The sequence below is a fragment of the Pseudonocardia broussonetiae genome, from assembly GCF_013155125.1.
GTDB lineage: Bacteria > Actinomycetota > Actinomycetes > Mycobacteriales > Pseudonocardiaceae > Pseudonocardia > Pseudonocardia broussonetiae.
On record NZ_CP053564.1, the window covers coordinates 1,874,217 to 1,896,925 of the forward strand.

Annotated in this window: 22 protein-coding genes; 6 read left to right on the forward strand and 16 right to left on the reverse strand. The window is 75.8% G+C overall.

The genetic code is table 11. From position 1 onward, the window contains the following. Positions 1–72: 72 nt before the first annotated feature. The 4 genes from HOP40_RS09250 to HOP40_RS09265 form a co-directional block, all read right to left on the reverse strand. Positions 73–2,826 carry a VanW family protein gene (locus HOP40_RS09250; protein ID WP_240157596.1) on the reverse strand — a complete coding sequence of 918 codons (2,754 nt, stop codon included), beginning with the start codon at positions 2,824–2,826 and terminating at the stop codon, positions 73–75. A 68-nt stretch (positions 2,827–2,894) separates the two neighbouring features. Continuing rightward, positions 2,895–3,188, reverse strand: a complete 294-nt coding sequence (locus HOP40_RS09255) for a GroES family chaperonin (RefSeq protein WP_172168112.1) — start codon at positions 3,186–3,188, stop codon at positions 2,895–2,897. A gap of 219 nt (positions 3,189–3,407) precedes the next feature. Beyond that, positions 3,408–4,598, reverse strand: a complete 1,191-nt coding sequence (locus HOP40_RS09260) for an ATP-binding protein (RefSeq protein ID WP_172156700.1) — start codon at positions 4,596–4,598, stop codon at positions 3,408–3,410. 122 nt (positions 4,599–4,720) lie between these two features. Then, positions 4,721–5,557 carry a DUF1206 domain-containing protein gene (locus HOP40_RS09265; protein WP_172156701.1) on the reverse strand — a complete coding sequence of 279 codons (837 nt, stop codon included), beginning with the start codon at positions 5,555–5,557 and terminating at the stop codon, positions 4,721–4,723. A gap of 87 nt (positions 5,558–5,644) precedes the next feature. Here HOP40_RS09265 and HOP40_RS09270 point away from each other — a divergent pair, with 87 nt between their 5' ends. Together HOP40_RS09270 and HOP40_RS09275 are read left to right on the forward strand one after the other, a co-directional pair. Further along, positions 5,645–6,256 carry an SIMPL domain-containing protein gene (locus HOP40_RS09270; protein WP_172156702.1) on the forward strand — a complete coding sequence of 204 codons (612 nt, stop codon included), beginning with the start codon at positions 5,645–5,647 and terminating at the stop codon, positions 6,254–6,256. Between the two features lie 30 nt (positions 6,257–6,286). Continuing rightward, entirely contained in the window at positions 6,287–6,706 is a 420-nt protein-coding gene (locus HOP40_RS09275) for a hypothetical protein (RefSeq protein ID WP_172156703.1), read from the forward strand. A 19-nt stretch (positions 6,707–6,725) separates the two neighbouring features. On the opposite strand, the gene HOP40_RS09280 is transcribed toward HOP40_RS09275, so the two are convergent. The 5 genes from HOP40_RS09280 to HOP40_RS09300 all read right to left on the reverse strand — a co-directional run bounded on the left by HOP40_RS09280 (position 6,726) and on the right by HOP40_RS09300 (position 12,982). Next, a complete protein-coding gene (locus HOP40_RS09280; RefSeq protein ID WP_172156704.1) occupies positions 6,726–7,211 on the reverse strand; it encodes an FxsA family protein in 486 nt (161 codons plus the stop codon). Positions 7,212–7,268: 57 nt separating this feature from the next. Next, complete coding sequence (locus HOP40_RS09285; protein WP_172156705.1) at positions 7,269–8,630, reverse strand: FAD-binding oxidoreductase; 1,362 nt, start codon at positions 8,628–8,630, stop codon at positions 7,269–7,271. After that, positions 8,627–9,193, reverse strand: coding sequence for a DUF4333 domain-containing protein (locus HOP40_RS09290; RefSeq protein ID WP_172156706.1), 567 nt, complete (start codon positions 9,191–9,193; stop codon positions 8,627–8,629). The genes HOP40_RS09285 and HOP40_RS09290 overlap by 4 nt, the downstream gene beginning before the upstream one ends. A gap of 119 nt (positions 9,194–9,312) precedes the next feature. Beyond that, positions 9,313–12,591 (reverse strand): ATP-binding protein, encoded by a 3,279-nt coding sequence (locus HOP40_RS09295; RefSeq protein ID WP_172156707.1) that lies wholly within the window; start codon positions 12,589–12,591, stop codon positions 9,313–9,315. Positions 12,592–12,622: 31 nt separating this feature from the next. Further along, complete coding sequence (locus HOP40_RS09300) at positions 12,623–12,982, reverse strand: GNAT family N-acetyltransferase (RefSeq protein WP_172156708.1); 360 nt, start codon at positions 12,980–12,982, stop codon at positions 12,623–12,625. A 96-nt stretch (positions 12,983–13,078) separates the two neighbouring features. Between HOP40_RS09300 and HOP40_RS09305 the strand changes: the two genes are divergently transcribed. Further along, a complete protein-coding gene (locus HOP40_RS09305; protein ID WP_172156716.1) occupies positions 13,079–13,714 on the forward strand; it encodes a hemerythrin domain-containing protein in 636 nt (211 codons plus the stop codon). Positions 13,715–13,754: 40 nt separating this feature from the next. Here HOP40_RS09305 and HOP40_RS09310 read toward each other — a convergent pair whose 3' ends face one another. The 4 genes from HOP40_RS09310 to HOP40_RS09325 form a co-directional block, all read right to left on the reverse strand. Then, positions 13,755–15,224 (reverse strand): dihydrolipoamide acetyltransferase family protein, encoded by a 1,470-nt coding sequence (locus tag HOP40_RS09310; RefSeq protein WP_172168114.1) that lies wholly within the window; start codon positions 15,222–15,224, stop codon positions 13,755–13,757. A 23-nt stretch (positions 15,225–15,247) separates the two neighbouring features. Continuing rightward, positions 15,248–16,222, reverse strand: a complete 975-nt coding sequence (locus HOP40_RS09315) for an alpha-ketoacid dehydrogenase subunit beta (protein WP_172156718.1) — start codon at positions 16,220–16,222, stop codon at positions 15,248–15,250. Position 16,223: 1 nt separating this feature from the next. Continuing rightward, complete coding sequence (locus tag HOP40_RS09320) at positions 16,224–17,414, reverse strand: thiamine pyrophosphate-dependent dehydrogenase E1 component subunit alpha (RefSeq protein ID WP_172156720.1); 1,191 nt, start codon at positions 17,412–17,414, stop codon at positions 16,224–16,226. Positions 17,415–17,604: 190 nt separating this feature from the next. Then, entirely contained in the window at positions 17,605–17,976 is a 372-nt protein-coding gene (locus tag HOP40_RS09325) for an antitoxin (protein ID WP_172156722.1), read from the reverse strand. A gap of 215 nt (positions 17,977–18,191) precedes the next feature. Here HOP40_RS09325 and HOP40_RS09330 point away from each other — a divergent pair, with 215 nt between their 5' ends. The 3 genes from HOP40_RS09330 to HOP40_RS09340 are packed head-to-tail and all read left to right on the forward strand — an operon-like array spanning position 18,192 to position 20,630. After that, positions 18,192–18,995, forward strand: a complete 804-nt coding sequence (locus HOP40_RS09330) for a transporter substrate-binding domain-containing protein (RefSeq protein WP_240157597.1) — start codon at positions 18,192–18,194, stop codon at positions 18,993–18,995. 7 nt (positions 18,996–19,002) lie between these two features. After that, positions 19,003–19,809 carry an amino acid ABC transporter permease gene (locus HOP40_RS09335; RefSeq protein WP_172156724.1) on the forward strand — a complete coding sequence of 269 codons (807 nt, stop codon included), beginning with the start codon at positions 19,003–19,005 and terminating at the stop codon, positions 19,807–19,809. After that, a complete protein-coding gene (locus HOP40_RS09340; RefSeq protein WP_172156726.1) occupies positions 19,806–20,630 on the forward strand; it encodes an amino acid ABC transporter ATP-binding protein in 825 nt (274 codons plus the stop codon). Before HOP40_RS09335 ends, HOP40_RS09340 begins: the two co-directional genes overlap by 4 nt. On the opposite strand, the gene HOP40_RS09345 is transcribed toward HOP40_RS09340, so the two are convergent. The 3 genes from HOP40_RS09345 to HOP40_RS09355 are packed head-to-tail and all read right to left on the reverse strand — an operon-like array spanning position 20,596 to position 22,679. Then, positions 20,596–21,432, reverse strand: a complete 837-nt coding sequence (locus tag HOP40_RS09345; RefSeq protein WP_172156728.1) for an alpha/beta fold hydrolase — start codon at positions 21,430–21,432, stop codon at positions 20,596–20,598. The two genes, HOP40_RS09340 and HOP40_RS09345, sit on opposite strands and share 35 nt — an antisense overlap. Positions 21,433–21,460: 28 nt before the next feature. Beyond that, entirely contained in the window at positions 21,461–22,081 is a 621-nt protein-coding gene (locus HOP40_RS09350) for a hypothetical protein (protein ID WP_172156730.1), read from the reverse strand. Positions 22,082–22,094: 13 nt separating this feature from the next. Further along, positions 22,095–22,679, reverse strand: a complete 585-nt coding sequence (locus tag HOP40_RS09355) for a peroxidase-related enzyme (protein WP_172156732.1) — start codon at positions 22,677–22,679, stop codon at positions 22,095–22,097. Positions 22,680–22,709: the final 30 nt, after the last annotated feature.

Below are 22,709 nucleotides of genomic sequence, written 5' to 3' on the forward strand. Positions count from 1 at the left end.
CCCCCGAGGGTACGAACGCGGCCGGGGTCGCGGAAGACCCCGGCCACGGACGGGCTACGGCAACAGCGCTGCTCAGCCCCCGCAGACCACCCGCGGGGACGGGTTGTAACGGGTGGTGGTCGTCGGGTCGGTCCGCACCTCACCCGTCCGGACGTCGGTGACCCGCCGGGTGTCGGTGATGGTGAACCCGGGCGCGCCCTGGCTCGGGGCGCACTGCTCGCCCTCGGGCACGTTGACGGTGTTCGGGCTCGTCGGGTTCGTGCGCGGCCCGGTGACCGACTCCACCTCGTAGTACTTGGTGCCGAGCAGGCGGACCGTCACCGACGACGGCGTCCACACGGTCTGGATCAGCACCGCGGTGGGGGTGTCGTTGCGGAACCGCATGTCGATGGCCCCGTCGGAGATGGTCGCCTCGCGGCCCGGGGGGTAGCGGCTGATGTAGAAGCTGTGCGCGCGGTGCTCGACGTCGGTGAGCCCGGCGAAGTAGGCCGCGTTGAACAGCGTCGTGGACACCTGCGAGACGCCGCCCGCGATGCCGCGCGCCGGCTGCCCGTTGTCGATGACGCCGGCCTCGACGTACCCGTTGGCGGGCGTGCGCGGCCCGGTGGCGGCGTCGAGGCTGAACGTCTCGCCCGGGCCGACGATCATGCCGTTGATCAGCTCGGCGGCCCGACGGATGTTGATGCCGGAGTCGGCCGCGAACCCGCCGGTCTGGAACTCGCTGATGACGCCGGCCGTGCCCAGGGCCTGCAGGTCCTCCGTGGTGACGTCGGCGGGCTGGTCGGAGTAGACCGCGGTGATCTCCCGCGGGCCGGAGCCGGTGAGCACGGTCAGCAGGTCGGCCAGGGTGGCCTCGTAGTCGACGCCGCGCCCGTCCTGCGAGGGGACGACGGTCGCCGGGTTGGTGGAGAAGTCCAGGCTCGCGTCGACGGGCTCGCGCTCGGACCCGGCGAGCTGGTCCTCGAGGGCGTCGGTGACGACGGTCGGGTTGAGCACCGGCTTCAGGCCGCCCTCGGGCGCGGGCTCGAAGCTCAGCGCCGCGGCGATCACGGCGGGCTCCAGCACGCCCTGCGAGCCCTCCTCGCCGATCACGGTGACGGGCGCCGACACGGCGGGCCGCGCGACCTCCTCGATCGCCGTGGCGACGTCCTCGGGCGTGGTGAGCGCGGGCAGCGGGAACAGCGGCAGGTTCACCGGCCGGCCCGACGCCCAGTCGCGCGCCAGCACGTCGAGCGCGTGCTCCTTGTCGAGCTGCTGGCCCGGGACCGGGTCGACGGCGACGGGCGTGACGCCGTCGAAGCGGACCGTGCCCTCGACCGGCGCCCGGTCGACGATCGGGCCGAGCTCGCCCAGCGCCCCGTCGACGGCGGCGCGGTCGACCGAGGTGGCCACGCCGATCTCGCGCTGGGTGAAGAACGAGGTGATCCGCGTGATCGGGTTGAGCGGCTGCTCGCCCGCGCGGTCCAGGGTGCCCTCCCAGTCGACGGCCAGGCCGGCGGTGGTCGGGTCGATCTGCGTGCCGACCTCGCCGACGGTGACCTGCACCGGCACCGTGGTGCGCGGCTCGATCTGGGTGCGCAGGGTCTGCTCGGCGTCGGCGAGGCTCAGCCCGCCGACCGGGACGCCCGCGACGGTGACCCCGCGGGGCACCGACCCGGAGCTGATCAGCAGGTCGGCGACGTAGACCAGCGCCAGCACGGCGACGACCGCGGCCGCGATGAGCAGCGGCAGGCGGCGGGGACGGCGGCGCCGCGGCGGCTCGCCGCCCGACGGGCGCGAGGGCGGCCCGCCACCGGCCCCGGGCGTGACGGGGATGCGCTCGGTGGGCGGGTCGAGCGGGTCGACGGCCGCGGTGGCGCCCGTCGAGGTGCCGGCCGCGGCACCCGCGCGGACGGGGATGACCTGCGTGGCCTCGGCGTCCCAGCTGCGCGGGCGCTCGGCCTCGGCGGGGGCGGCCTCGGCAGGAGCGGTGTCGGGCCGCGGGGTGTCGACGCGGGTGGCGTCGGCGTCCCCACCCGCGGCGGCACCGGCACCCGAGGCGGCACCGGCACCCGCGGCGGCCACGGCGACCGTCGGCGCGTCGGTGGCGGCGGGAACGGCGTCGGCCCGGGCCGGGGTGGGACGCGTGGGCCCGTCCTCGGCGGCCGGCACCGGGGTGCGGACCGTGGCGTCGGCCGCGGGGGCCGGCCGGGGCCGCGGCCGCGGCGAGGCGGCGGGCACCGCGGTGGTGGTGGCCTCCACGGGGGACGACCCGGCCGCGGCGGGTGGCGCGTCCGCAGGCGCGGACGGGCCGGTGGCGGACGGAACGGTGTCGGACGCGGCGCCGGCGGACGGGACGGTGTCGGACGCGGCGGCGGTGGTCGGGCCGGCGGCGGACGGGACGGCGCTGGTCGGGGAGTCGGCCGCGGCGGCGCTCCCCGGCGTCATCGACGGGCCGTCGCCGGGCGGGGTGATCGGGTCGAACAGGGAGGACGACGCCGCGGCCTTGCGCAGCGCCGGACCGTCGTGGCCGTCGTCGGCGATGTCGACGGCGCGCTCGCCCGTCATCACCGGCTCGCCCCCGTCGGGCGCCCCGTCACCGGGCCCCGCGGGCGCGGGGTCGACGGCCTCGGGCTCCGCCGCGACCTGGTCGGCGACCTGCTCGGCCACCGGCGCCGGAGCGCCGCCTGCCGCCGGGGCGCCGCCGGCCGCCGGGGCGCCGTTCACCGCGCCGGAGCCGGCGCCGTCCCGCGGCCCGTCGTGGGTGTGGGTGGAGCTGCCGTTGGTCGATCCGTCCGTCGCTGGACGGGTCGTCGCCTCGCCGGGCGAGGGCTGCCGCTCGGGCATGTGGTCCGTCTTCCCCTCAAACACGTGACCGGGCCCCCTGGCTCCGGTCGTCACCGCCGTCGCACCGGCTACAGGTACAGCCCGGTGCCGTGCTCCGTCCGCTCGGTGGCGACGGCGTGCAGCTCGCGCTCCCGCATCACGAGATACGTCGAGCCCTGGACCTCCACCTCGTACTGGTCGTCCCGCGCGAACAGCACGCGGTCCCCCACGGTGACGGTCCGGACGTGGTGCCCGATACCGAACACCTCTCCCCACACCAGACGCTTGGCAGCCGTCGCGGTTGCGGGGATGACGATGCCGGCACTGCTCCGGCGCTCCCCCGTGCCCTCGGTGTCCCGCACCATCACGCGGTCGTGCAGCATCTGGATCTCGAGCTCGCCCTGCACCGGCCGAATGCTACGGGCCGCCGCCGACGCCCTCCCGGCGCCCCGCGGGGGCCTCCGGAACGAGAAAGCCCCGCGGTGCTGTCAGGTCGGGGGTCCGACAGCACCGCGAGGCTGTACGTGGAATCGCCGCCCGGGGGGCGTTCGTTAACGCGCGCGCCCACCGGCGGACCTTTTCACCCGTTCGGGTGTACCAGATCACGTCTGGGCGAGCAGGTACCGCCCGAAGTGGGGCACCGTGAACGCGATCTGGCCGCGCTGCGCGGAGAACACGAGACCCTTCTTGAGCAGGCTGTCGCGGGCCGGCGACAGCGACGACGCCCGGCGCTGCAGGTGCTCGGCGATCCCCGAGGTGCCGACGGGCTCGTCGCGGCCGTCGGTCAGCTCGGCCATCGCCCGCAGGTACTCGCGCTCGGCCGGGGTGGCCCGCTCGAACCGCGACCCGAAGAAGCCGACGGCGAGCTCGGCCTCCGCGTCCGGAGCGGCGACCTTCACGTCGGCGGCGCTGATCGGGGTGCGCGCGGCGGCGTCCCACGCGGCCTTGCCGTAGGCCTGCACGAAGTAGGGGTAGCCGCCGGAACGCTCGTAGAGGGCGTCGAGGGCGTCGACCTCGAACGTGGCGTCCTCGCGCTCGGCCGGGGCGAGCAGGGCGAAGTCGGCGTCGGCGCGGTCGAGCTGGCCGATGCGGGCGTAGCGGAACAGGCGCTCGGAGTAGGACTTCGACGCCGACAGCACGGCGGGCAGGTGCGGCAGCCCCGCCCCGACGACGACGAGCGGCGAGCGGCTCTGCGACAGCTCGTGGCAGGCCGCGCAGAGCGCCGACACGTCGTCGGGGCGCAGGTCCTGCATCTCGTCGATGAGGATGGCGACGCCGGTCTCCAGGTCGGCCGCCAGCGTCGCGACCTCGGTGAACAGCTCGACGAGGTCGATCTCGATGTCGCCGGAGTCGGCCTTGCCGGTGCGGACGGGCACGTCGATGCCGGGCTGCCAGCGGTCGCGCAGCTTGGCGTCGGCGGGGGCCGAGCGCAGCGCGAACGCCTTGAGGACGCCGAGCACCTCGGCGACGCGCTCGCCGTCGGGGTGGCGGACGGCGAGGTCGCGGACCGCGCGGTGCAGCGCCGCCGAGAGCGGACGGCGCAGGTCGGCGTCCGGGCGGGCCTCGATCTTGCCGGCGCCCCAGCCGGCGCGGACGGCCATCGAGCGCAGCTCGCCCAGCAGCACCGTCTTGCCGACGCCGCGCAGCCCGGTCAGGACGAGGCTGCGCTCCGGGCGTCCGCGGGCGACGCGCTCCAGCACGATCTCGAACGCGTCGAGCTCGCGGTCGCGACCGGCGAGCTCGGGCGGCCGCTGACCGGCGCCGGGGGCGAAGGGGTTGCGCACGGGATCCACGGATCGGACGGTATCCGCGGTTCTTGCCGGAACCGTAGACATCGCTAGCGAACGCGATGGCGTGTCGTCGATCGGGGTGTATGCAGCTCTCTAGCGGAGGAGCGAGAGAGCGTGATGCTCCGCTACGCCCGCCGGGTGGCGGCGTCGGCCATGCAGAACAGGCCGAACGCGGCGATCCCCGCCGCGACGAGGATCAGCAGGCTGGCCCCGGGCGCCGACGACCCGATGACGCGCAGCGCGGCGTCGAGGCCGCCGGCGCGCTGCGGGTCGGCCGAGAAGGCGGCCCGGGCGGCGAGCACGCCGATCGCGCCGAGCGCCAGCGCCCGCGACAGGTGCCCGGCCACGCCCAGCCACTCCACGGCGGCGCGGGCGAGCGGGCCGACGCGGCTCAGGTCGAGGTCGCCGAGGAACGTGCGGCGCACGCCGGTGTAGGTCATCGCCACGGCCAGCACGAGGATCACCACGGCGGCGGCGCCGAGCAGCAGGCGACCGCCGGGCAGGCCCAGCGCGGTGGCGGCGAGGGTGCGCGCGGCGGTGTCGCCGCCCTCGCGCCGGACACCGAGCAGGTAGTCGACGACGACGAGCGCGAGCCCGGTGGTCGCGATCGACTTCGCCACGGCGCCGACGCGCTTGCGGACCCGCTCGCCGCCCTCCACCCAGCGGAAGCCGAGCGCCGCCGCGGTGACCTGCCAGACGGCGAACGCGACGAGGCCGACGACCCCGAACGCGAGCGCCGCGAAGCCGCCCGGGGTGCGGGCGACCGTGCCCACGGCGCCGTCCGGGTCGGCCGGGGCGTCCGGCACGCCGAACGCGACCTGCAGGGCCAGCCAGGCCACGAGGACGTGCACCAGCCCGTACCCGACGAGCCCGACCCGACCCAGCGCGTCGACGACGACGCCGGGCGCGTCGGACGGACCGCCGCGGACGAGGCGGCGCAGGCGGACGAGGGGACCGGTCACCCGACCATTGTTCCCCGAGCTCTCTATCCGACTGTCTAGCGCGGACCGTAGATCCTCGAAGAGGGTCCGATCTGGAAGGGTGGGCCGATGACCGAGATCGTCACCGAGGGCAGCGGCTGGTTCGAGCAGCCCGGCGACCGCGCCGAGCTGGACGTCGGCTTCACCGCCTCCGCCCGCACCCGGTCCGCCGCGGTGACGGCGCTGGGCCAGAAGGTCGCCGCCGCCGCGCCCGCGCTGGAGGCCACCGGGCTCCGCGTCGCGCACCGGCGGCTGTGGGTGCACAACGAGTGGCGGCGCGACCGCGTCGTCGGCTGCCGGGCCGCCGAGGACGTGCGGCTCGTCGTCGAGGACGTCGCCGTGCTCGAGCAGGTGCTCTCCGCGCTGATCGGCGCCGAGCCCACCAGCCTCGACGGGCCCCGCTGGGTGCTCGCCGACCCGGCCGCCGCCCGCCGCGAGGCGCAGCGCCGTGCCGTCGCCGACGCCCGCGACCGCGCCGAGGGCTACGCGTCGGCGCTCGGCGTCGGGCTGGGGGAGCTGCTGCGGCTGTCCGAGGCGGCCGACCACCACGGCGGCCCGATCGCCTACCGGATGGCGGCGCGGGCCGAGGCGGCCGCGCCGGACGTCCGCGACCTGGGCCTGGAGCCCGAGCCCGTCCGGGTGACCGTGCAGTGCACGACGACCTGGGCCACGTCGGCGTAACACCGCGGCCGGAGTCCCGACAAGCATGTCGTGGACTCCCCGCTTCGACGACCCACCGCCGGGCTGCGACGCACGCTGGGCTGGGCCCAGCTGGCGCTGACCGCCGGCGTCGTGCTCGGGGCGGTGCTCGTGGGGCACCTCGTGCAGGGGCAGGTCGACGCCCGCGTGATCGGCGCCGACCGGCCGTCGGCGGCGGCAGTGCTGCCCGAGGTCGCGGCCACGGCGTCGATGGTCGGGTCGCCGGTCTCCTCGCCGTCGGTCACCGACGGGGGCGCCGTCGGCGACGGCGCGCTGGCCGCCCTCGGCACGCTGCTCGTCGGCTGGACGCTGGTGGCCTCGGCCGGGACCATCGGGCGCCGCCGCCTCGACGACCGGGAGAGCGACCGCTGGGCCGCCGAGTGGGCCCGCGTCGAGCCGGTGTGGAGCGGGCGCGTCAGCGGGGACTTCTAGCCGGCGCCTCGGTGCACCGCTAGGACGCCTTGCGGTCCTCGGGGTCGATGACCGTCCCCTCGACGATCGTGCCCTCGATCACCGGCCGCTGCTCGTCGCGCACCACCGAGCCGTCGACGACGGTGCCCTCGGAGTGGATGCGCGCCGTGCGCAGGCCGGGCGCGCGCTGCTCGGCCGCCGCCACGAGCCGGCGCCGGACCAGCGCCCGGGTGGGCGGGAACACGAGCAGCAGCCCGGCCAGGTCGGTGACCAGGCCCGGCACGAACAGCAGCACCCCGCCCGCGGCGACGAGCAGGCCGTCGGTGACCTCCGCGTGGGCGACGCGCCGGTTGTTGACCGCCTCGGCGAGCGCCTGCGCGGCCCGCACCCCCTCCCGGCGGGCGAGCCACAGCCCGAGCAGGGAGCCGATCAGCAGGACCGCGATCGTCCAGCCGAGACCGATCACCGAGCCGAGCGCGACGAGCGCGACGATCTCGACCACGAGGTACAGGAGCACGAACGGCATACCTCTCCAACGCGCGAGGTGCCGTTCGTGCTCCCGTCGACGTGTCACGACTTGGTGTCACCCGGGAAGGGCCTGGCCCGGGGAGAACACGCGGTCGGGGTCGAGCGCCCGCCGGACGGCGAGCAGGCGGGCGCGGTCGGCGTCGTCCCAGAGCGCGGCGACGCGCTCGGGACCGGCCTGGCCGAGGAAGTTGAGCAGGGCTCCCCGGCCCGCCCAGGGCGCCATGCGGTCGACCACCGCCTGCGTGATCGACGGCATCGTCTCGGCCAGCGGCCCGGCCATCGGGCCGACGGCGAGCAGCGAGAACGCGGCGTCGCGCCCGGCCACCGCGCTGGGCACGCGTGCCGGCCGTCCCACCGCGCCGCCGAGGTGCCGCACCTCGACCATGATCAGCGGCACCTGCACGTCCGGTCCCGCGACGGCGAGCAGCGCGTCGACGGCCTCGGCGGGCAGCTCCCGCAGGGTCGCGCCGCGGTCCCAGACCGGCATCGGCTCGGTGGGGTCCATGTGGATGGAGTCGACGGCGGCGAACGGCATCTCGGCGACGAGGTCCATCAGCGGCGCGGCGACCGCCCGCATCGGGGCGAGCAGCGCCGCGCCCTCGTCGGCGGTGCCCAGGTGGGCCACACGCAGGTGCACGACGAACTGGCCGCGCAGCGGCTCGGGCAGCTCCGGCAGCGGCGGGAGCCGCAGCAGCGCGACCGAGGTCGTCGTCTCCTCGGGCAGGGTGTCCACCCACGTGCGGTAGGCGTGCAGCACGTCGGCCGCCGCCGCGCCGGGGAAGAAGATGCCGCCGCCGTAGAGGGTCGCGACGGGCACCAGGCCGAACTCGATCTCGGTGACGATGCCGAAGTTGCCCTTGCCGCCGCGCAGGGCCCAGAACAGCTCCGGGTCGCCGATGGCGTCGACGTGGCGGACCTCGCCCGTCGCGGTCACGAGCTGGACCGACCGGACGTGGTCGGCGGCGAAGCCGTACCGGCGGGCGAGCGGGCCCAGCCCGCCGCCCAGGGTGTAGCCGACGACGCCGACCGCGCTCGACGAACCGGACAGCGGCGCGAGCCCGAACGGGGCCGCGGCCTCGATCACCTGCGCCCAGCGCACGCCGGCGCCGACGCGGGCGCTGCGCGACACCGGGTCGACGACCACGCCGGACATCCGCCGCGTCGTGACCAGGACGCTGCCGGCCAGGTCGGAGGTGAGCCCGTGGCCGGTGGACTGCACCGACACCCGCAGGCCGTGGGCGGTCGCCCAGCGCACGGCGACGGCGACGTCGGCCGCGCAGGTGGCGCCGACGACCAGCGCCGGCCGCGGGGTGTGGGCGGTGTTGAAGCCGGCGACCTCCGCGGCGACGCGCGGGTCGTCGCCCTCGAGGACGGGGCCGGTGACGAGGTCGGTGAGGGTGGGGGCGGGGGCGTTCACGAGGTACCTGCTTCGTCGACGGCGATGTCGAAGGCGACCTGGCCGCCGTCGACGGAGGTGGTGGTGACGGTGACGCCGTAGGTCTCGGCGTCGGCGGTGAGGTCGCAGCGCACGGTGGCGCCGACCTCCGCGGGGAGGTCCGGGCACGCGACCTCGTCGGGCTCGGTGCCGACCGTCGCGGTGAGCTGGTCGAACACGCTCTGCGCGACCTCGGCCCCGTCGACGACGTCGACCGCCGGCTCGGCGGCGGGCTCGGCCGTGGGCGCCGCGGCCGCGCCGCCCACGCGCTCCATCTCGAAGTTGATGTCCCCGTCGGTGAGCGAGGTGACGGTGACCGTCACGTCGAACGGGCCGTCGCCGTCGGTCGCGGCGCAGGTGAGGGTGGAGCCGACGGTGCCGTCGAGGTCGTCGGGGCAGTCGGCGGTGACGGCACCGAGCTGCGCCACGATCTGCTGCTCGACGGAGTCGGCGGGCGCGACGGAGCCGCACGCGGTGAGGAGGGCGAGCCCGCACGCCCCGGCGAGCAGGGCCGCCGTGCGGTGTCGGGAGGAGGGGGGGTTCATCGGGTCTCCGCTTCCGGTCGGCGGCCGGTCGGCTGCCGAGGTGGGCCCACCGTGGCCCCCCGGACTTGCGGACGACTGGAGCCGACTTGGAGCGGGCTCCGGTCCGGACCGGAGGTTCCCTAGGAACCGATCCGCGCGAGCTCGTCCCGGGCCCGGCCCGCCCAGGTGCCGGCGCCCAGCGCGGAGTCGACGCGCACGGCCTCGGCGAGGTGGGCGCGGGCCGCGGGCAGGTCGCCGAGGCGGGTCGCGAGGCGCCCGAGCACGCCGTGCACCGAGCCCCAGGTCGCGTTGGCGGTGCCCGCGACCACCAGCTCGGCGGCCTGGGGGAGCAGGTCGCGGTAGAGCCGGGCCGGGTCGGGCGCGCCCAGCGCCGCGGCGACCTCGCCCCAGGCGCAGAGCAGGAAGTCGGTGCTCCAGTCGGCCGGGACGCTCACCTCCGTGCGCTCCAGCAGCCGCCGGGCCTCCTCGGCCGCGCCCACCTCGACCAGTGCCAGCAGCGCCACCGGGCGCAGCGTCGCGAACTCGTCCACGGTGTCGTCGACGAGCTCGGACACCACCTCGGCGAGGCGGCCCTGCCCGCGCCGCACGGTCATCCGCTGCACGATCCGGCACCAGCGCGCGCCCCACAGGCTCGTCCGCCGCTGCAGGGCGTCGGCCTCGTCGGCGTGCCGCTCGGCGGCGTCCCAGTCGCCGCGCAGCGTGGCGTGCCCGGCCTCCTGGTAGCTGACCTGCGCGCGCAGCTCGGCGAACCCCAGCTCGGTGGCCAGCCGCGACGCGCGGTCGAGGTCGGAGCGGGAGAGCTCCAGCTCGGCGAACCGCATCGCCAGCGCGCCGCGGTGCAGCCGGGCGACGGCCTCGGTGTGCGCGGGCAGCCCGGCGCCGACCAGCGCGAGCGACTCGTCGAGCGCCGCCCGGCGCTCCCGCTCGGCGCCGGGCACCCACGCGGCGAGGTAGAAGTTGTTCAGCGCGCGGCCCAGCAGCGGGGCGTCGCCGAGGTCGCGCGCGATCCGGGCGGCCTCGCGGGCGGCCTCGGTGCCCTCCGCGCGCCGGTCGGTGTAGCTGACCTCGCAGGCCAGGGTGCCGAGCAGCTCCGCGCGCCGCAGCGGGACGGTCGTGACGGCGAGCAGCTCGTCGAGCCGGGCGATCACCGCGGCGTCGCTCGTGCCGTAGGCGCGCCAGTTCCACAGGGCGACGCCGCCGAACACGCCCGCGGCCTCGGCGGCGCCGTCGGTGTCGCCCACCGCGAGGGCCAGCTCGATGGCGCTCGACAGCGCCGCCTGCGCCCCGACGAGGTCGCCCGCGGCGCGCCGGTCGCGGCCCAGGACGACGAGCAGCTCGCGCGGGTCGCCGTCCGCCAGCTCGACGGCGCGCGCGACGTGCTCGGCCGCCGTCGCGTGGGCGAGGCGGTCGCGGGCGGCGTCCGCCGCGGCCAGCGCGTGCCGCAGCGCGGTGCCCGGCCCGGCGAACGGGCCGGCGAGGTAGGAGTGGTGGGCCAGCGCGTCGAGGTTCCCGGCGACCGGGAGCCCCTCCAGCGCCTGGGCGATGCGGCGGTGCAGCCGCGCCCGCTGCAGCCGCGTCAGCCCGGCGACGATCGTCTCGCGCACGAGCTCGTGGCCGAAGCGCCACACCCAGCCGTCGCCCTCCTCGACCACGACGCCGGTGAGGACGGCGGGCTCCAGCAGCGTGGCGATCTGCTCGGCGTCGACCTCGGAGGCGGCCTCCAGCACGTCGAGCGGGAACTCGCGCCCGATCACCGCGGCCATCGTCAGCAGGGCGCGGGTGTCGGCGGGCAGCCGGCCCATCCGCCGCTCCAGCACGTCGCGCACCGAGGCGGGGATGTCGGCGGCGCCGGGGCGGGCGTCGAGGCGCCGCTCGCTGCGCAGCAGCTCGATCAGCTCCACCAGGAAGAACGGGTTGCCCTCGGTGCGCCGGCGCAGGTCGCCGGCCAGCGCGGGGTCGGCCAGGCCGCGGTCGACCAGCAGCTCCCCGACCTCGGCGGCGGGCAGCCCGCCCAGCGCCAGCCGCGTGACGGCGCGCTCGCGCGCGAGGTCGGCGAGGGTGTGCACGAGCGCGTCGGTGCGCTCGTCGGCGGTGTCGCGCAGGGTGGCGAGCACCAGCACCGGGGCGGCGGCGATCCGGCCGACGAGGAAGCGCAGCAGGTGCAGCGAGAGCGGGTCGGCGCCGTGCAGGTCGTCGAGGACGACGAGCAGCGGGCGCTCGGCGGCGGCCGCCAGCAGCGCGGCGGCGATCCGCTCGAACAGCTCGGCGCGGCGGCTGTCGGAGTCGCCGGGGCCCTCGGCGGCCGCGGTGCCGGCCGCGGAGCCGAGCGCACGCAGCACCTGCGTCCACGGCCAGAGCGCGGGCGCGGCGGCCTCGTCGGCGCACCGGCTCCACGCCACCCGCGCGCCCCGCTGCTCCGCGGCGGCCACGACCTCCTCGGCCAGGCGCGTCTTGCCGATCCCGGCCTCGCCGCCGACGAGCACCACCGACCCCGTGCCGGACGCGGCGGCCGCGAGCCGGGCCTCCAGGGCCGCCAGCTCGGCGCGGCGCCCGACGAACCCGGAGCGCCGCGGCGGGTCGGCGGCCGGCGCGGCGACGGGGGCGGGCAGCGGCTGCGGGGCCCGCGGGCCGTCGACGCCGGCGTCCTGGGTGAGCACGGCCCGCTCCAGGCGCCGCAGCTCGGGGCCGGGGTCGATGCCGAGCTCGTCGCGCAGCAGGTCGCGGCAGGTGGCGAAGGCGCGCAGCGCGTCGGCCTGGCGGCCGGTGCGGTAGAGCGCGAGCATCAGCGAGCCCCAGAGCCGCTCGCGCATCGGGTGCACGGCGACCAGGCGCTCCAGCTCGGGGACGGCGCTCTCCGGGCGCCCGTCGGCGAGCATCGCCTCGATGTGGCGCTCCAGGCCGACCGCGCGCAGCTCGGCGAGGCGGGCCCGGTCGGCCTGCACCGCCGACGCGCCGTCGCCCAGGTCGGCGTAGGGCTCGCCCCGCCACAGGCCCAGCGCGGCGATCAGCACGTCGTCGGCATCGCGGGCGCGCCCGGCGTCGAGCAGGCGCTGGCCCTCGCCGAGCATCGCCTCGAACCGCAGCACGTCGAGCTCGTCGTCGCCGACGGCCAGCAGGTAGCCGGGCGGGCGGGTCAGCAGCCGGGTCGGCGCCGAGCGGGGGGCGCGGTCGGGTTCGAGGAGGCGCCGCAGCTGCGAGACGTAGGACTGGAGGGTGCCGGTGGCCGTGGCGGGCGGCTCGGAGGCCCAGAGGGTCTCGTTGATCCGGTCGAGCGGGACGACGCGGCCGTGGTCGGCGAGCAGCAGTGTGAGCAGGGCGCGGAGCTTCGGGCTCCCGGGGTCGACCGACCGCCCGTCGGCCGTGGCGACCTCGAGCGGCCCCAGCACGCGGAACAGCACCCGCAGGAGACTAGTGCGGCGGCGGCTCCCGCTACAGGGTGATCTCCCAGGTCCCGCCGCCGGGGAGCTGCGTGTAGCCCAGGCCGACGAGCATCCGCCGCCCCTGGTCGGTGCCCGGGTCCGGGATGCGCGCGATCCGGCAGCCCTCCGCGCGCACCGCCGTGGTGACCTGGCGCGCGAGCCGCGGGCCGTAGCCCCGGCCGCGGTGGTGCTCGGGGACGCCGCCGCCGACGACCGTGGCGACGTCGCCCGCGCGGTGGACCTCGATGGTGGCCTTGGGGTCCTCGCCCGCCGCGGAGCCGATGTCCTCCAGCGTGTAGACCACGACGCCGCCCGCCCCCGTGCCGTGGCGCGGGGTGCGACGCATGAGGTGCGACTCGGCCGCGGTCATGCGTGCAGTGTGCCCGGGCGACTTGTGGCCGACTTGAGGCGCACCGGCGCCCGCGCGTGCAGCCGTCGGCAAGCGCCTGCCCGCACGCTCTGCGCCATGACCACCACCGACCGCGCCGGCAACGACGTCCGGGGCCTCCTGCTCGTGCACGACCGGATCCGCGCCGTCGTCCCCGAGGCGGCCCGGCACATCCGCGCCCTGCGTCCCGGCGACCGCCGCGGCGCCCGCGCCGCCGTCCGCGCGTGGGCCGGGTTCACGCGGGCGGTGCAGCGCCACCACCAGGCCGCCGACGCCGACCTCTGGCCCCTCGTGCTGGGTCTCGTCCCGGAGCTGGCGGGCGAGGTGCAGCGCCTGCGGGCCGAGCGCGCGCGGCTGGACGCCGACCTCGCCGCCGTCGCCGCCGGGCTGGAGCAGCTGGCCCGGCCCGGCGGGTCGGGCGGCGCGGCCGCCGCGGCGCTCGCCCGCCTCGACACGCAGCTGCGCCGTCACCTCGCCGCCGAGGAGCAGCTCGTGCTGCCGGTGCTGCGCCACCGCGTCCCCGCCGAGCGGTGGGCGGCGGTGGAGCCGGCGCTGGTGGAGCGCGCTGCCGTGCTCGGCACGGCGTTCGCTCCGCAGCCGGAGCCCGCCCGGGCCGGGTTCCTGCGCCGACGGCCGGCGCCGGTCCACGGGCGGCACTGCCTCGTGCCCGGCCCGCGGCACCGGCGACCGCTCGTCACCGCCGCTACCAGGTGACCGGCGCTACCAGGTGACCGGCGCTACCAGGTGACCGGCGCTACCAGGTGAGGGCCAGCGCCGGGTCGGTGAGCAGCGCGCCGACGTCGGCGAGGAAGCGCGAGCCCTGCTCGCCGTCGACGAGGCGGTGGTCGAACGACAGCGCGAGCTGGCACACCGTGCGCACCGCCAGCTCGCCGTCGACCACCCACGGCGTCGGCTTGATCGCGCCGACGGCCAGGATCCCGGCCTCGCCCGGGTTGAGGATCGGCGTGCCGGTGTCGACGCCGAACACGCCGACGTTGGTGATCGTGAACGTGCCGTTGGCCAGGTCGGCGGGCGGCGTCTTCCCCGACCGCGCGGTGGCCGTCAGCTCGCCGAGCGCCTGCGCCAGCCCGTGCAGGGTGAGCGTGTCGGCGTCGCGGACCTTGGGCACGATCAGCCCGCGCGGCGTGGCGGCGGCGATGCCGAGCTGGACGCGGTCGTAGTAGACGATCTCGCCCGCGGCCTCGTCCCAGCTCGCGTTGATCTCCGGGGTGCGGCGCGCCGCCAGGCACACGGCCTTGGCGACGAACGCCAGCGGCGTCAGCTTCACCTCGGCGTACTCGCGGGTGGCGCGGAGGCGGTCGCGCAGCGCCATCGTCGCGGTGACGTCGACGGCCAGGAACTCCGTGACGTGCGGTGCGGTGAACGCGCTGCTCACCATGGCCGCGGCGGTGTGCTTGCGGACGCCGCGGATCGGCTCGCGGCGGACGCCGCCGGTCGACGCCGCGGGGGCGGTGGCGGGGGCCGGGGCCGCGGGGGCGGCGACGTGGGCCTGCACGTCCTCGCGGGTGATCACGCCGCCGGGGCCGGTGGGGGTGACGGTGCGCAGGTCCACCCCGAGGTCGCGGGCGAGCTTGCGGACCGGGGGCTTGGCCAGGGGCACGGCGGAGCCGTTCGCGGCCCCGCCCGTCCCCGCGCCCGCCCCGCCCGTCGCGGCCCCGCCCGTCGAGGCCCCGCCCGTCGCGGCCCCGCCCGCCCCCGTTGCAGGAAAGCCACGTTCATGCAGCCCCGTTGCGTGAACGTGGCTTTCCTGCAACTCGGCGGCGGGGGCTGGGGTGGGTGCGGCGGGAGCGGCTGCGGCGGCGGCGGGGGTGGGTGCGGCGGCCGGCGCCCCCCGACGCGGCCGACGGGTCGACGCCCCGGGCCGCGGGCCGTAGCCCACCAGGTTGGCGATCCGGCCGTCCTTGCCCGGCTCCCCGATCTTCGCGCCCTGCTCCTCGTCCGCGGCGGCGGGCGCCGGGGACGGGGCGGCCGCCGGCGCCGCCTCCCCCGTCTCGATGCTGATGATCGGCGACCCGACGGCGACCGTCTGGCCCGGCTCCACCAGCAGTTGCCCGACCGTCCCCGCGTACGGCGACGGCAGTTCGACGGCCGCCTTGGCCGTCTCGATCTCGCACAGGATCTGGTTGACGGTGACGACGTCGCCCGCGGCCACGTTCCACGTGACGACCTCGGCCTCGGTGAGCCCCTCACCGACGTCGGGCATGGCGAACTCGCGCAACACGGCCGTCACCAGCCCATCGAGCGGTCGACGGCGTCCAGCACCCGGTCGAGGTCGGGGAGGTAGTCCTCCTCGCACTTCGACGGCGGGTACGGGGTGTCGAACCCCGTCACCCGCAGCACCGGCGCCTCAAGGGAGTGGAAGCACTCCTCCTGCACGCGCGCGCAGACCTCGGAGGCCACCGACGTCTCCGACGGCGCCTCCGCGACGACGACGAGCCGGCCCGTGCGGCGCACCGAGTCGAACACGGGGCCGAGGTCGAGCGGCGAGAGCGTGCGCAGGTCGATGACCTCGAGGTCGTGGCCGTCGGCCTCGGCGGCCGACGCGGCCTCCAGGCAGGTCTTGAGCACCGGGCCGTACCCGGCGAGCGTCAGCGACGAGCCGGGGCGCACCACCCGGGAGGCGTGCAGCGGCGTCGGGGTGGCCGCGAGGTCGACCTCCGCCTTCTCCCAGTACCGCCGCTTGGGCTCGAAGAAGATCACCGGGTCGTCGCTCTCGATCGCCTGCTGGATCATCCAGTAGGCGTCGCTCGCGTTGGAGCAGGCGACGACCTTGAGCCCCGCGACGTGCGCGAACAGCGCCTCGGGCGACTCGCTGTGGTGCTCGACGGCCCCGATGCCCCCGCCGAACGGGATCCGCACGACCACCGGCACCGGCACCCTGCCCTGCGAGCGGAAGTGCAGCTTCGCGAGCTGGGAGACGATCTGGTCGTAGCCGGGGAACACGAACCCGTCGAACTGGATCTCGCACACCGGCCGGAACCCGCGGATCGCCAGGCCCACCGCGGTGCCGATGATGCCGCTCTCGGCGAGCGGGGTGTCGAGCACGCGCTGCTCGCCGAAGTCCTTCTGCAGCCCGTCGGTGACGCGGAAGACGCCGCCGAGCTTGCCGACGTCCTCGCCCATCACGAGCACCTTGGGGTCGCGCTCCATCGCGGCGCGCAGCCCGTCGTTGATCGCCTTCGCCATCGTCAGCACGGCCATGTCAGACCCCCTCGAAGGACGAGTGGTACGCCAGGAAGGCCTCGCGCTGGGCGTCGACGGCGGGCGAGCCCTCCGCGTAGACCTGGGAGAACATCCGCTCGGGCCCGGGCGCGGGCATGTCGACGCAGTGCTGCCGGAACCGCGCCGCGAGGGCGTCGGACTCGGCCTGCACCCCGTCGAAGAACTCCGGTTCGACGCCGAGGGAGCGCACCAGGTGCACGCGCACCCGCTCGATCGGGTCCTTGAGCTTCCACAGCTCCAGCTCGTCGGCGAGGCGGTAGCGGGTGGGGTCGTCGGAGGTGGTGTGGGCGTCCATCCGGTAGGTGAAGGCCTCGATGAGCACCGGTCCGTTGCCGGTGCGGCACTCCTCCAGCGCCCAGCGGGTGACGGCGAGGCAGGCGAGCACGTCGTTGCCGTCGACGCGGATGCCGTCGAAGCCGTAGCCCTGCGCGCGCTTGTAGAGCGGCACGCGGGTCTGGCGCTCGGTGGGCTCGGAGATGGCCCACTGGTTGTTCTGGCAGTAGAAGACGACCGGCGCGTCGTAGACGGCGGCCCACACGAAGCCCTCGTGGACGTCGCCCTGGCTGGTGGCGCCGTCACCGAAGAAGCAGATGGTGGCCTCGCTGTCGGGGCCGTCGCCGACCTTGCCCTCGAACTTCTGGCCCATCGCGTACCCGGTGGCGTTGAGGCACTGGTTGCCGATGACGATCGTGTAGAGGTGGAAGCCGGTGGCCTTCGGGTCCCAGCTGCCGTGGTCGGTGCCGCGGAAGATCCCGAGCAGCTCGGTGGGGTCGACGCCCCGCGCCCAGGCGACGCCGTGCTCCCGGTAGGACGGGAACGCCATGTCCTGCGGCGCCATCGCCCGGCCGGCGCCGATCTGCGCGGCCTCCTGGCCGAGCAGCGGCACCCAGATCCCGAGCTGGCCCTGGCGCTGCAGCGCGTTGCCCTCGCGGTCGAAGCGCCGGACGAGGACGAGGTCGCGGTAGAGGTCCTTCAGCGCCTCGACGTCGACGTCGGCCGCGTAGGAGTCGAAGCGGGGGTCGGGCACCCGCTCGCCCTCGGGCGTGAGCAGCTGGACGAGGTCGGCTCCGCCCTCGTCGGTGCCCTTCAGTCCGGCGACGACGTGATCGGGGCCCGGGCGGGACGACGGGGTGGACGACGTCGGCGGCGTCCAGTCCTGCGGTGCGGACACGGGTGCTCCTCGCTGGTTCGGCCCGGACCGGTTCGTGGCCGGGCGCGGGACGGCGGGGCCGGCGTGCGCGGGCACCGGGGTGTGGGCCCGCACACGTGTCGGCTCTTCCCCGACATCCTGGCACGAGCGGACGCCCGCGGGGGAGCACCGCGGTCCCCCGGCCCCGCACCCGGGCCGGGGGACGCGCCGGTCAGGCGCCGTGCTCGCGCGGGCCCGGCTGCGGCGGGCGGTACCCCGGGGTGGTCGGGTCGCCGGTGGGCGGCGTGACCTGGGTGGGGGCGTCGTGGCCGTAGGTGGGCGGCGGGCCGTACGCCGGGGGGTTCTGGGCGTAGGGGCCGTGGCCGTTGCCCGTGGCGCCGGGGCCGGTCGGGAGGCCCGCCACGCCCTTGGCCTTCTTCGCGACCCCGTCGATCTGGGTGCGGTAGCGGCCCTTCGTCTGCTTGTCGACGAAGGCGGCCGCCTGGTCGAGGTACTTGCCCGCCTTGTCCGGGTTGCTCTTCGCGTACCGGCGCGCCGCCTCGGCGGCGGTGGCCAGGGTGGCGAGTCGTCGGATCAGGGCCATGTCGTCCTCCAGTGGGGAATGGTGCACTCACGACGGTCAACGCCCGTGTGGCGCCGCGTGGTTCCCCGGCATACCCGTTCCTGCCCCGCAGATCACACGCGCGCCCGAAGGGATCACGGACAGTGACTTCACCCAACGGTGACCGGCTCCAGGGTGTCGCGAACGTGACGGGGTGGCACCATCCCGGCGGTACTCACACCACTGTGGAGGTCCCCGTGCCCGTCCGTCTCCGTCGCTCCGCCCCGGCCGCACTGGCGGCCGCTCTCGCCGTCACCCTCGCGGGGTGCGGCGGAGGGGAGACGGCCGCCCCGGCCGCCGCCGGTGGCGTGGAGCTCATCCAGTCCGGCCAGCTCACGACGTGCACCCAGCTGCCCTACGAGCCGTTCCAGTTCCGCCAGGGCGACCAGATCGTCGGCTTCGACGTCGACCTCGTCGACCTGGTCGCGAAGCGCCTCGGGGTCACCCAGCAGATCGTCGAGACCCCGTTCGACAACATCCAGTCCGGGATCGCGCTCGACACCAACCTCTGCGACCTCGGCGCCGCGGCCATGACGATCACCCCGGTGCGCGACGAGAACCTCGACTTCTCCGACCCCTACTTCGACGCCACCCAGGCCCTGCTGGTGCCGCCCGGCTCGGACATCGCCGGCGCCGAGCAGCTCACCGGCCGCCGCCTCGGCGTGCAGAACGGCACCACCGGCGCGCAGTACGCCACCGAGAACCTCTCCGGCGCCGAGCTCGTGACCTTCGACGACATCGGCCTGCTGCTCACCGCCGTGCAGACCGGCGAGGTCGACGCGGCGATCAACGACAACGCGCCGCTGCTGGACTTCGCCGGCAAGAACCCGGGCTTCGCCGTCACCACCGAGTTCGACACCGGCGAGCAGTACGGCTACGCGGTCAAGACCGGCAACACCGCGCTGCTGGAGGCGATCAACGGCGCCATCGCCGACGCCCGGGCCGACGGCACGTACGACGAGCTGTTCGCCAAGTGGTTCCCCGCGGCCGGTCAGGGCTGACCCACCGATGGCACTCACCCGACGCCAGCGGGCCCGGGCCGGGCGCGGCGTCCAGTACGCGATCGCGGTCGCGATCCTGCTGGTCGTGGCGTTCACCGCCGACTGGGCGCAGATCGGCCGGTCGTTCTTCGACCTCGAGGTCGCCGCGAGCCTGTTCCCGGACGTCCTCACCGTCGCGCTGAAGAACACGATCGTCTTCACGGCGCTGGGGTTCCTGCTGGCGCTCGGGCTGGGCCTGGTCCTCGCGCTGATGCGGCTGTCGTCGGTGCGCGTGTACCGCTACGCCGCCGGGGCCTACATCGAGTTCTTCCGCGGGCTGCCGGCGCTGCTCGTGGTGATCGCGATCGGGTTCGGCATCCCGCTGGCGTTCGGGTCCAACCTCGACCGCACGCTGTCGATCACGCTGGCGCTGGGCATCGTCGGCTCGGCCTACATCTCCGAGACGATCCGGGCGGGCATCCAGGCGGTGCCCGCCGGGCAGGTCGAGGCGGCGCGCTCGCTGGGCATGTCGCCGACGCGGACGATGGCGTTCATCGTGATCCCGCAGGCCTTCCGCACCGTCCTGCCGCCGCTAACCAACGAGCTGATCCTGCTGACGAAGGACTCGTCGCTCGCGTTCCTGCTCGGCACGACGCTGGAGCAGCAGGAGCTGGCGCAGTTCGGGCGGGCCGCGCTCAACCAGGTGCGCAGCATGACCCCGCTGCTCGTCGTCGGGCTGTGCTACCTGATCATCACCATCCCGCTCTCCTACCTCGCCCGCCGGCTGGAGCGCCGGTACGGCAGCGCGGGGACGCCGAAGGGGGCAGAGGTATGAGCACCGCGGGCAGGAGCGCCGGGGGCACGAGCACCGGCACCGCGGACGCCGCGGTGCAGATCACGGACCTGCACAAGTCGTTCGGGTCGGTCGAGGTGCTGCGCGGCATCGACCTCACCGTCGCCCCCGGCGAGGTCGTCTGCATCATCGGGCCGTCCGGCTCGGGCAAGTCGACGCTGCTGCGCTGCGTCAACCTGCTGGAGACGCCGACCAGCGGGTCCGTCGTCGTCGAGGGCCGGGAGATGACCGACCCCGACTGCGAGATCGACGAGGCCCGCCGGTCGGTCGGGATGGTGTTCCAGTCGTTCAACCTGTTCAGCCACCTGTCGGTGCTGGACAACCTGACGATCGCGCAGCGCCGGGTGCTCGGGCGCGACCGCGCGGAGGCCGAGCGGGTGGCCCGCGCCAACCTCGACCGGGTCGGCCTGGGCGAGCGCGGCTCGGCCCAGCCCTCGCAGCTCTCGGGCGGTCAGCAGCAGCGCGTGGCGATCGCCAGGGCGCTGTCGATGGACCCGTCGGTGATGCTGTTCGACGAGCCCACGTCGGCGCTGGACCCGGAGCTGGTCGGCGACGTCCTCGACGTCATGCGCGGCCTCGCGCGCGACGGGATGACGATGCTCGTGGTCACCCACGAGATCCAGTTCGCGCGGGAGGTGGCCGACCGCGTCCTGTTCATCGACGGGGGACTCGTGGTGGAGCTGGGCCCGCCCGCCGACGTGATCGGCAACCCGCGCGAGCCCCGGACCAGGGAGTTCCTGGCCCGGGTGCTGCACAAGCCGGTGGACCCTACTTCGCCAGGAACTCCAGCAGCGCTCGGTTGAACTCCTCGGGGTGCGAGGCGTTGATCGCGTGCGGGCCGCCCTCGATCACCACCAGCTCGCTCCCGTCGATCGCCTCCGCGCTGCGCTTGCCGCTGACCTCGAACGGCACGATCGCGTCGGCGTCGCCGTGGATCACGAGCGTGGGCAGCGTGATCGCGGCGACGTCCTCGCGCAGGTCGGTGCGGCCGAACGCGGTGATGCAGTCCAGCGTGCCCTTGGGTGAGGCGCCGGCGGCGATGGCCTTGGCGTAGACGCGCTGGTCCTCGCTCACCGTGAGCGCGCCGTTCGCGGAGAAGAAGCTCGTCGTGAAGTTCTCGAGGAACGCGAGGCGGTCGGTCCGCACGCCGTTCTCGAAGGCCTCGATGGTGGCGTCGTCGAGGCCGCCGTCGGGGTTGTCGTCGCTCTTGTAGAGGTACGGCGGCACGGCGCCGGCCAGCACGATCCGGCTCACGCGGCCGGTGTCGCCGTGCTTCGCGGCGTAGCGGACGACCTCGCCGCCGCCCATCGAGAACCCGACGAGCGCGGCGTCGGTGACATCGAGGTGGACCAGCAGCTGGTGCAGGTCCTCGGTGAAGGTGTCGTAGTCGTAGCCGTCCCACGGCTGCGACGACTTCCCGAAGCCGCGCCGGTCGTAGGTGATCACGCGGTGGCCGGCCTCGACGAGGGCGGGCACCTGGGCCTCCCAGGAGCGGCCCGACAGGGGCCAGCCGTGGATCAGGACGACCGGGCGGCCGGAGCCGTGGTCCTCGTAGTAGAGGTCGATCGGGGCGGAGTTCTCGGTACCGACGTTCACGTAGGCCATGTCCCGACCCAACCATGTCGTGCGCGACCTATTCCTCGGGCACGTAGCCGTGGGCCAGCGCGGCCACCGACGTCGGCGGGGTGAGGACCCTCAGCGCGCCGCGGGGCCGGGGGACGGGGTCGTGCCAGCCGTCGAAGGAGAAGGCGAGCAGCCGCCCGCCCCGCACGAGCCGCGGCCCGTCGGTGACGACGACGGTGCCGTCGGGCAGGTCGGCGCCGAGCCAGGTGCGCCGGTGGGCGGCCCGGTCGAGGCCCCACCCCCGGCCCCGGTGCAGCCGCTCCCGGTCCAGGCGTTCGGCGGCCAGCGCCCGGTTGAGGTCGCCCGCCCGCACCGGGGCGCCGACGGCCGCGGCCACCGCCTCGCGGTAGGCCAGGTAGGCGCCGTGGCGGCACTCGCCGCAGGGCCGGTGGCCCGCGGCGAGCGCCACGGCGTCGTCGAGGAAGAACAGGGGCGTCCACCGGCCGGGCCGGGCGAGCCCGACCCGCCGGTCCCGGAACCGCGTGACGCACGCGATCCAGAGGTGCCCCCGGTGGTGCCGGACCAGCGCACCGTCGTCGTCGACCAGGCAGCCGCGGTTGCCGGTGAACCTCCCGCGCGCCGGGTCGGCGTGCAGGTCGCCCCACGGGTCGACGCGGTTGCGCCGGGTCATCCGACGGGCGCGGTCACGTGCGGGGGAGCCGCCCCATCAGGAAGAACTCCGGGTTGGGTCGCAGGGCCGTCAGGTGCGCGAGCCGGTTGGACATGGCGAACAGCGCGGTGATCGCGCCGATGTCCCAGATCTCGTCCTCCGACAGCCCCGCCAGGCGGGCGTCGTCGAGCTCGGCGTCGGTGAGCGCCGCGGAGTCGACCGCGATCAGCAGGGCCAGGTCGACGATGGCGCGCTCGCGCGGCGACAGCGCCACGCCGTAGGGGTTGGTGGCGACGCGGTCGGCGATCTCCGGGTCCTTGGTGCGCACCCGCAGGATCGCGCCGTGCGCCACCACGCAGTACGTGCAGCTGTTGGCCCCCGACGTCGCGACGACGACGAGCTCGCGCTCGGCCTTGCTCAGCCCGTCGGAGGACTCCATCAGCGCGTCGTGGTAGTCGAGGAACGCGCGCAGCTCCGCGGGCCGCCGGGCCAGCGCCCGGAACACGTTGGGCACGAAGCCCGACTTCTCCGCGATCGCCCCGATCCGCTCGCGCAGGTCGTCGGGCATGTCGGCCAGCTCCACGTGCCCGAACCGGCTCACCTCGTGCGTCTCTCCCATGGCGTCGACCGTAGTGCCGGGGGAGCATGC

What these genes read in the sequence shown, in the direction of transcription:
- HOP40_RS09250 (WP_240157596.1), bottom strand. Translation starts at nt 2,826, where the DNA reads ATGCCCGAGCGGCAGCCCTCGCCCGGCGAGGCGACGACCCGTCCAGCG.
- HOP40_RS09255 (WP_172168112.1), bottom strand. Translation starts at nt 3,188, where the DNA reads ATGCTGCACGACCGCGTGATGGTGCGGGACACCGAGGGCACGGGGGAG.
- HOP40_RS09270 (WP_172156702.1), top strand. Translation starts at nt 5,645, where the DNA reads ATGACCGAGATCGTCACCGAGGGCAGCGGCTGGTTCGAGCAGCCCGGC.
- HOP40_RS09280 (WP_172156704.1), bottom strand. Translation starts at nt 7,211, where the DNA reads ATGCCGTTCGTGCTCCTGTACCTCGTGGTCGAGATCGTCGCGCTCGTC.
- HOP40_RS09290 (WP_172156706.1), bottom strand. Translation starts at nt 9,193, where the DNA reads ATGAACCCCCCCTCCTCCCGACACCGCACGGCGGCCCTGCTCGCCGGG.
- HOP40_RS09300 (WP_172156708.1), bottom strand. Translation starts at nt 12,982, where the DNA reads ATGACCGCGGCCGAGTCGCACCTCATGCGTCGCACCCCGCGCCACGGC.
- HOP40_RS09305 (WP_172156716.1), top strand. Translation starts at nt 13,079, where the DNA reads ATGACCACCACCGACCGCGCCGGCAACGACGTCCGGGGCCTCCTGCTC.
- HOP40_RS09310 (WP_172168114.1), bottom strand. Translation starts at nt 15,224, where the DNA reads ATGCCCGACGTCGGTGAGGGGCTCACCGAGGCCGAGGTCGTCACGTGG.
- HOP40_RS09315 (WP_172156718.1), bottom strand. Translation starts at nt 16,222, where the DNA reads ATGGCCGTGCTGACGATGGCGAAGGCGATCAACGACGGGCTGCGCGCC.
- HOP40_RS09325 (WP_172156722.1), bottom strand. Translation starts at nt 17,976, where the DNA reads ATGGCCCTGATCCGACGACTCGCCACCCTGGCCACCGCCGCCGAGGCG.
- HOP40_RS09335 (WP_172156724.1), top strand. Translation starts at nt 19,003, where the DNA reads ATGGCACTCACCCGACGCCAGCGGGCCCGGGCCGGGCGCGGCGTCCAG.
- HOP40_RS09340 (WP_172156726.1), top strand. Translation starts at nt 19,806, where the DNA reads ATGAGCACCGCGGGCAGGAGCGCCGGGGGCACGAGCACCGGCACCGCG.
- HOP40_RS09345 (WP_172156728.1), bottom strand. Translation starts at nt 21,432, where the DNA reads ATGGCCTACGTGAACGTCGGTACCGAGAACTCCGCCCCGATCGACCTC.
- HOP40_RS09350 (WP_172156730.1), bottom strand. Translation starts at nt 22,081, where the DNA reads ATGACCCGGCGCAACCGCGTCGACCCGTGGGGCGACCTGCACGCCGAC.
- HOP40_RS09355 (WP_172156732.1), bottom strand. Translation starts at nt 22,679, where the DNA reads ATGGGAGAGACGCACGAGGTGAGCCGGTTCGGGCACGTGGAGCTGGCC.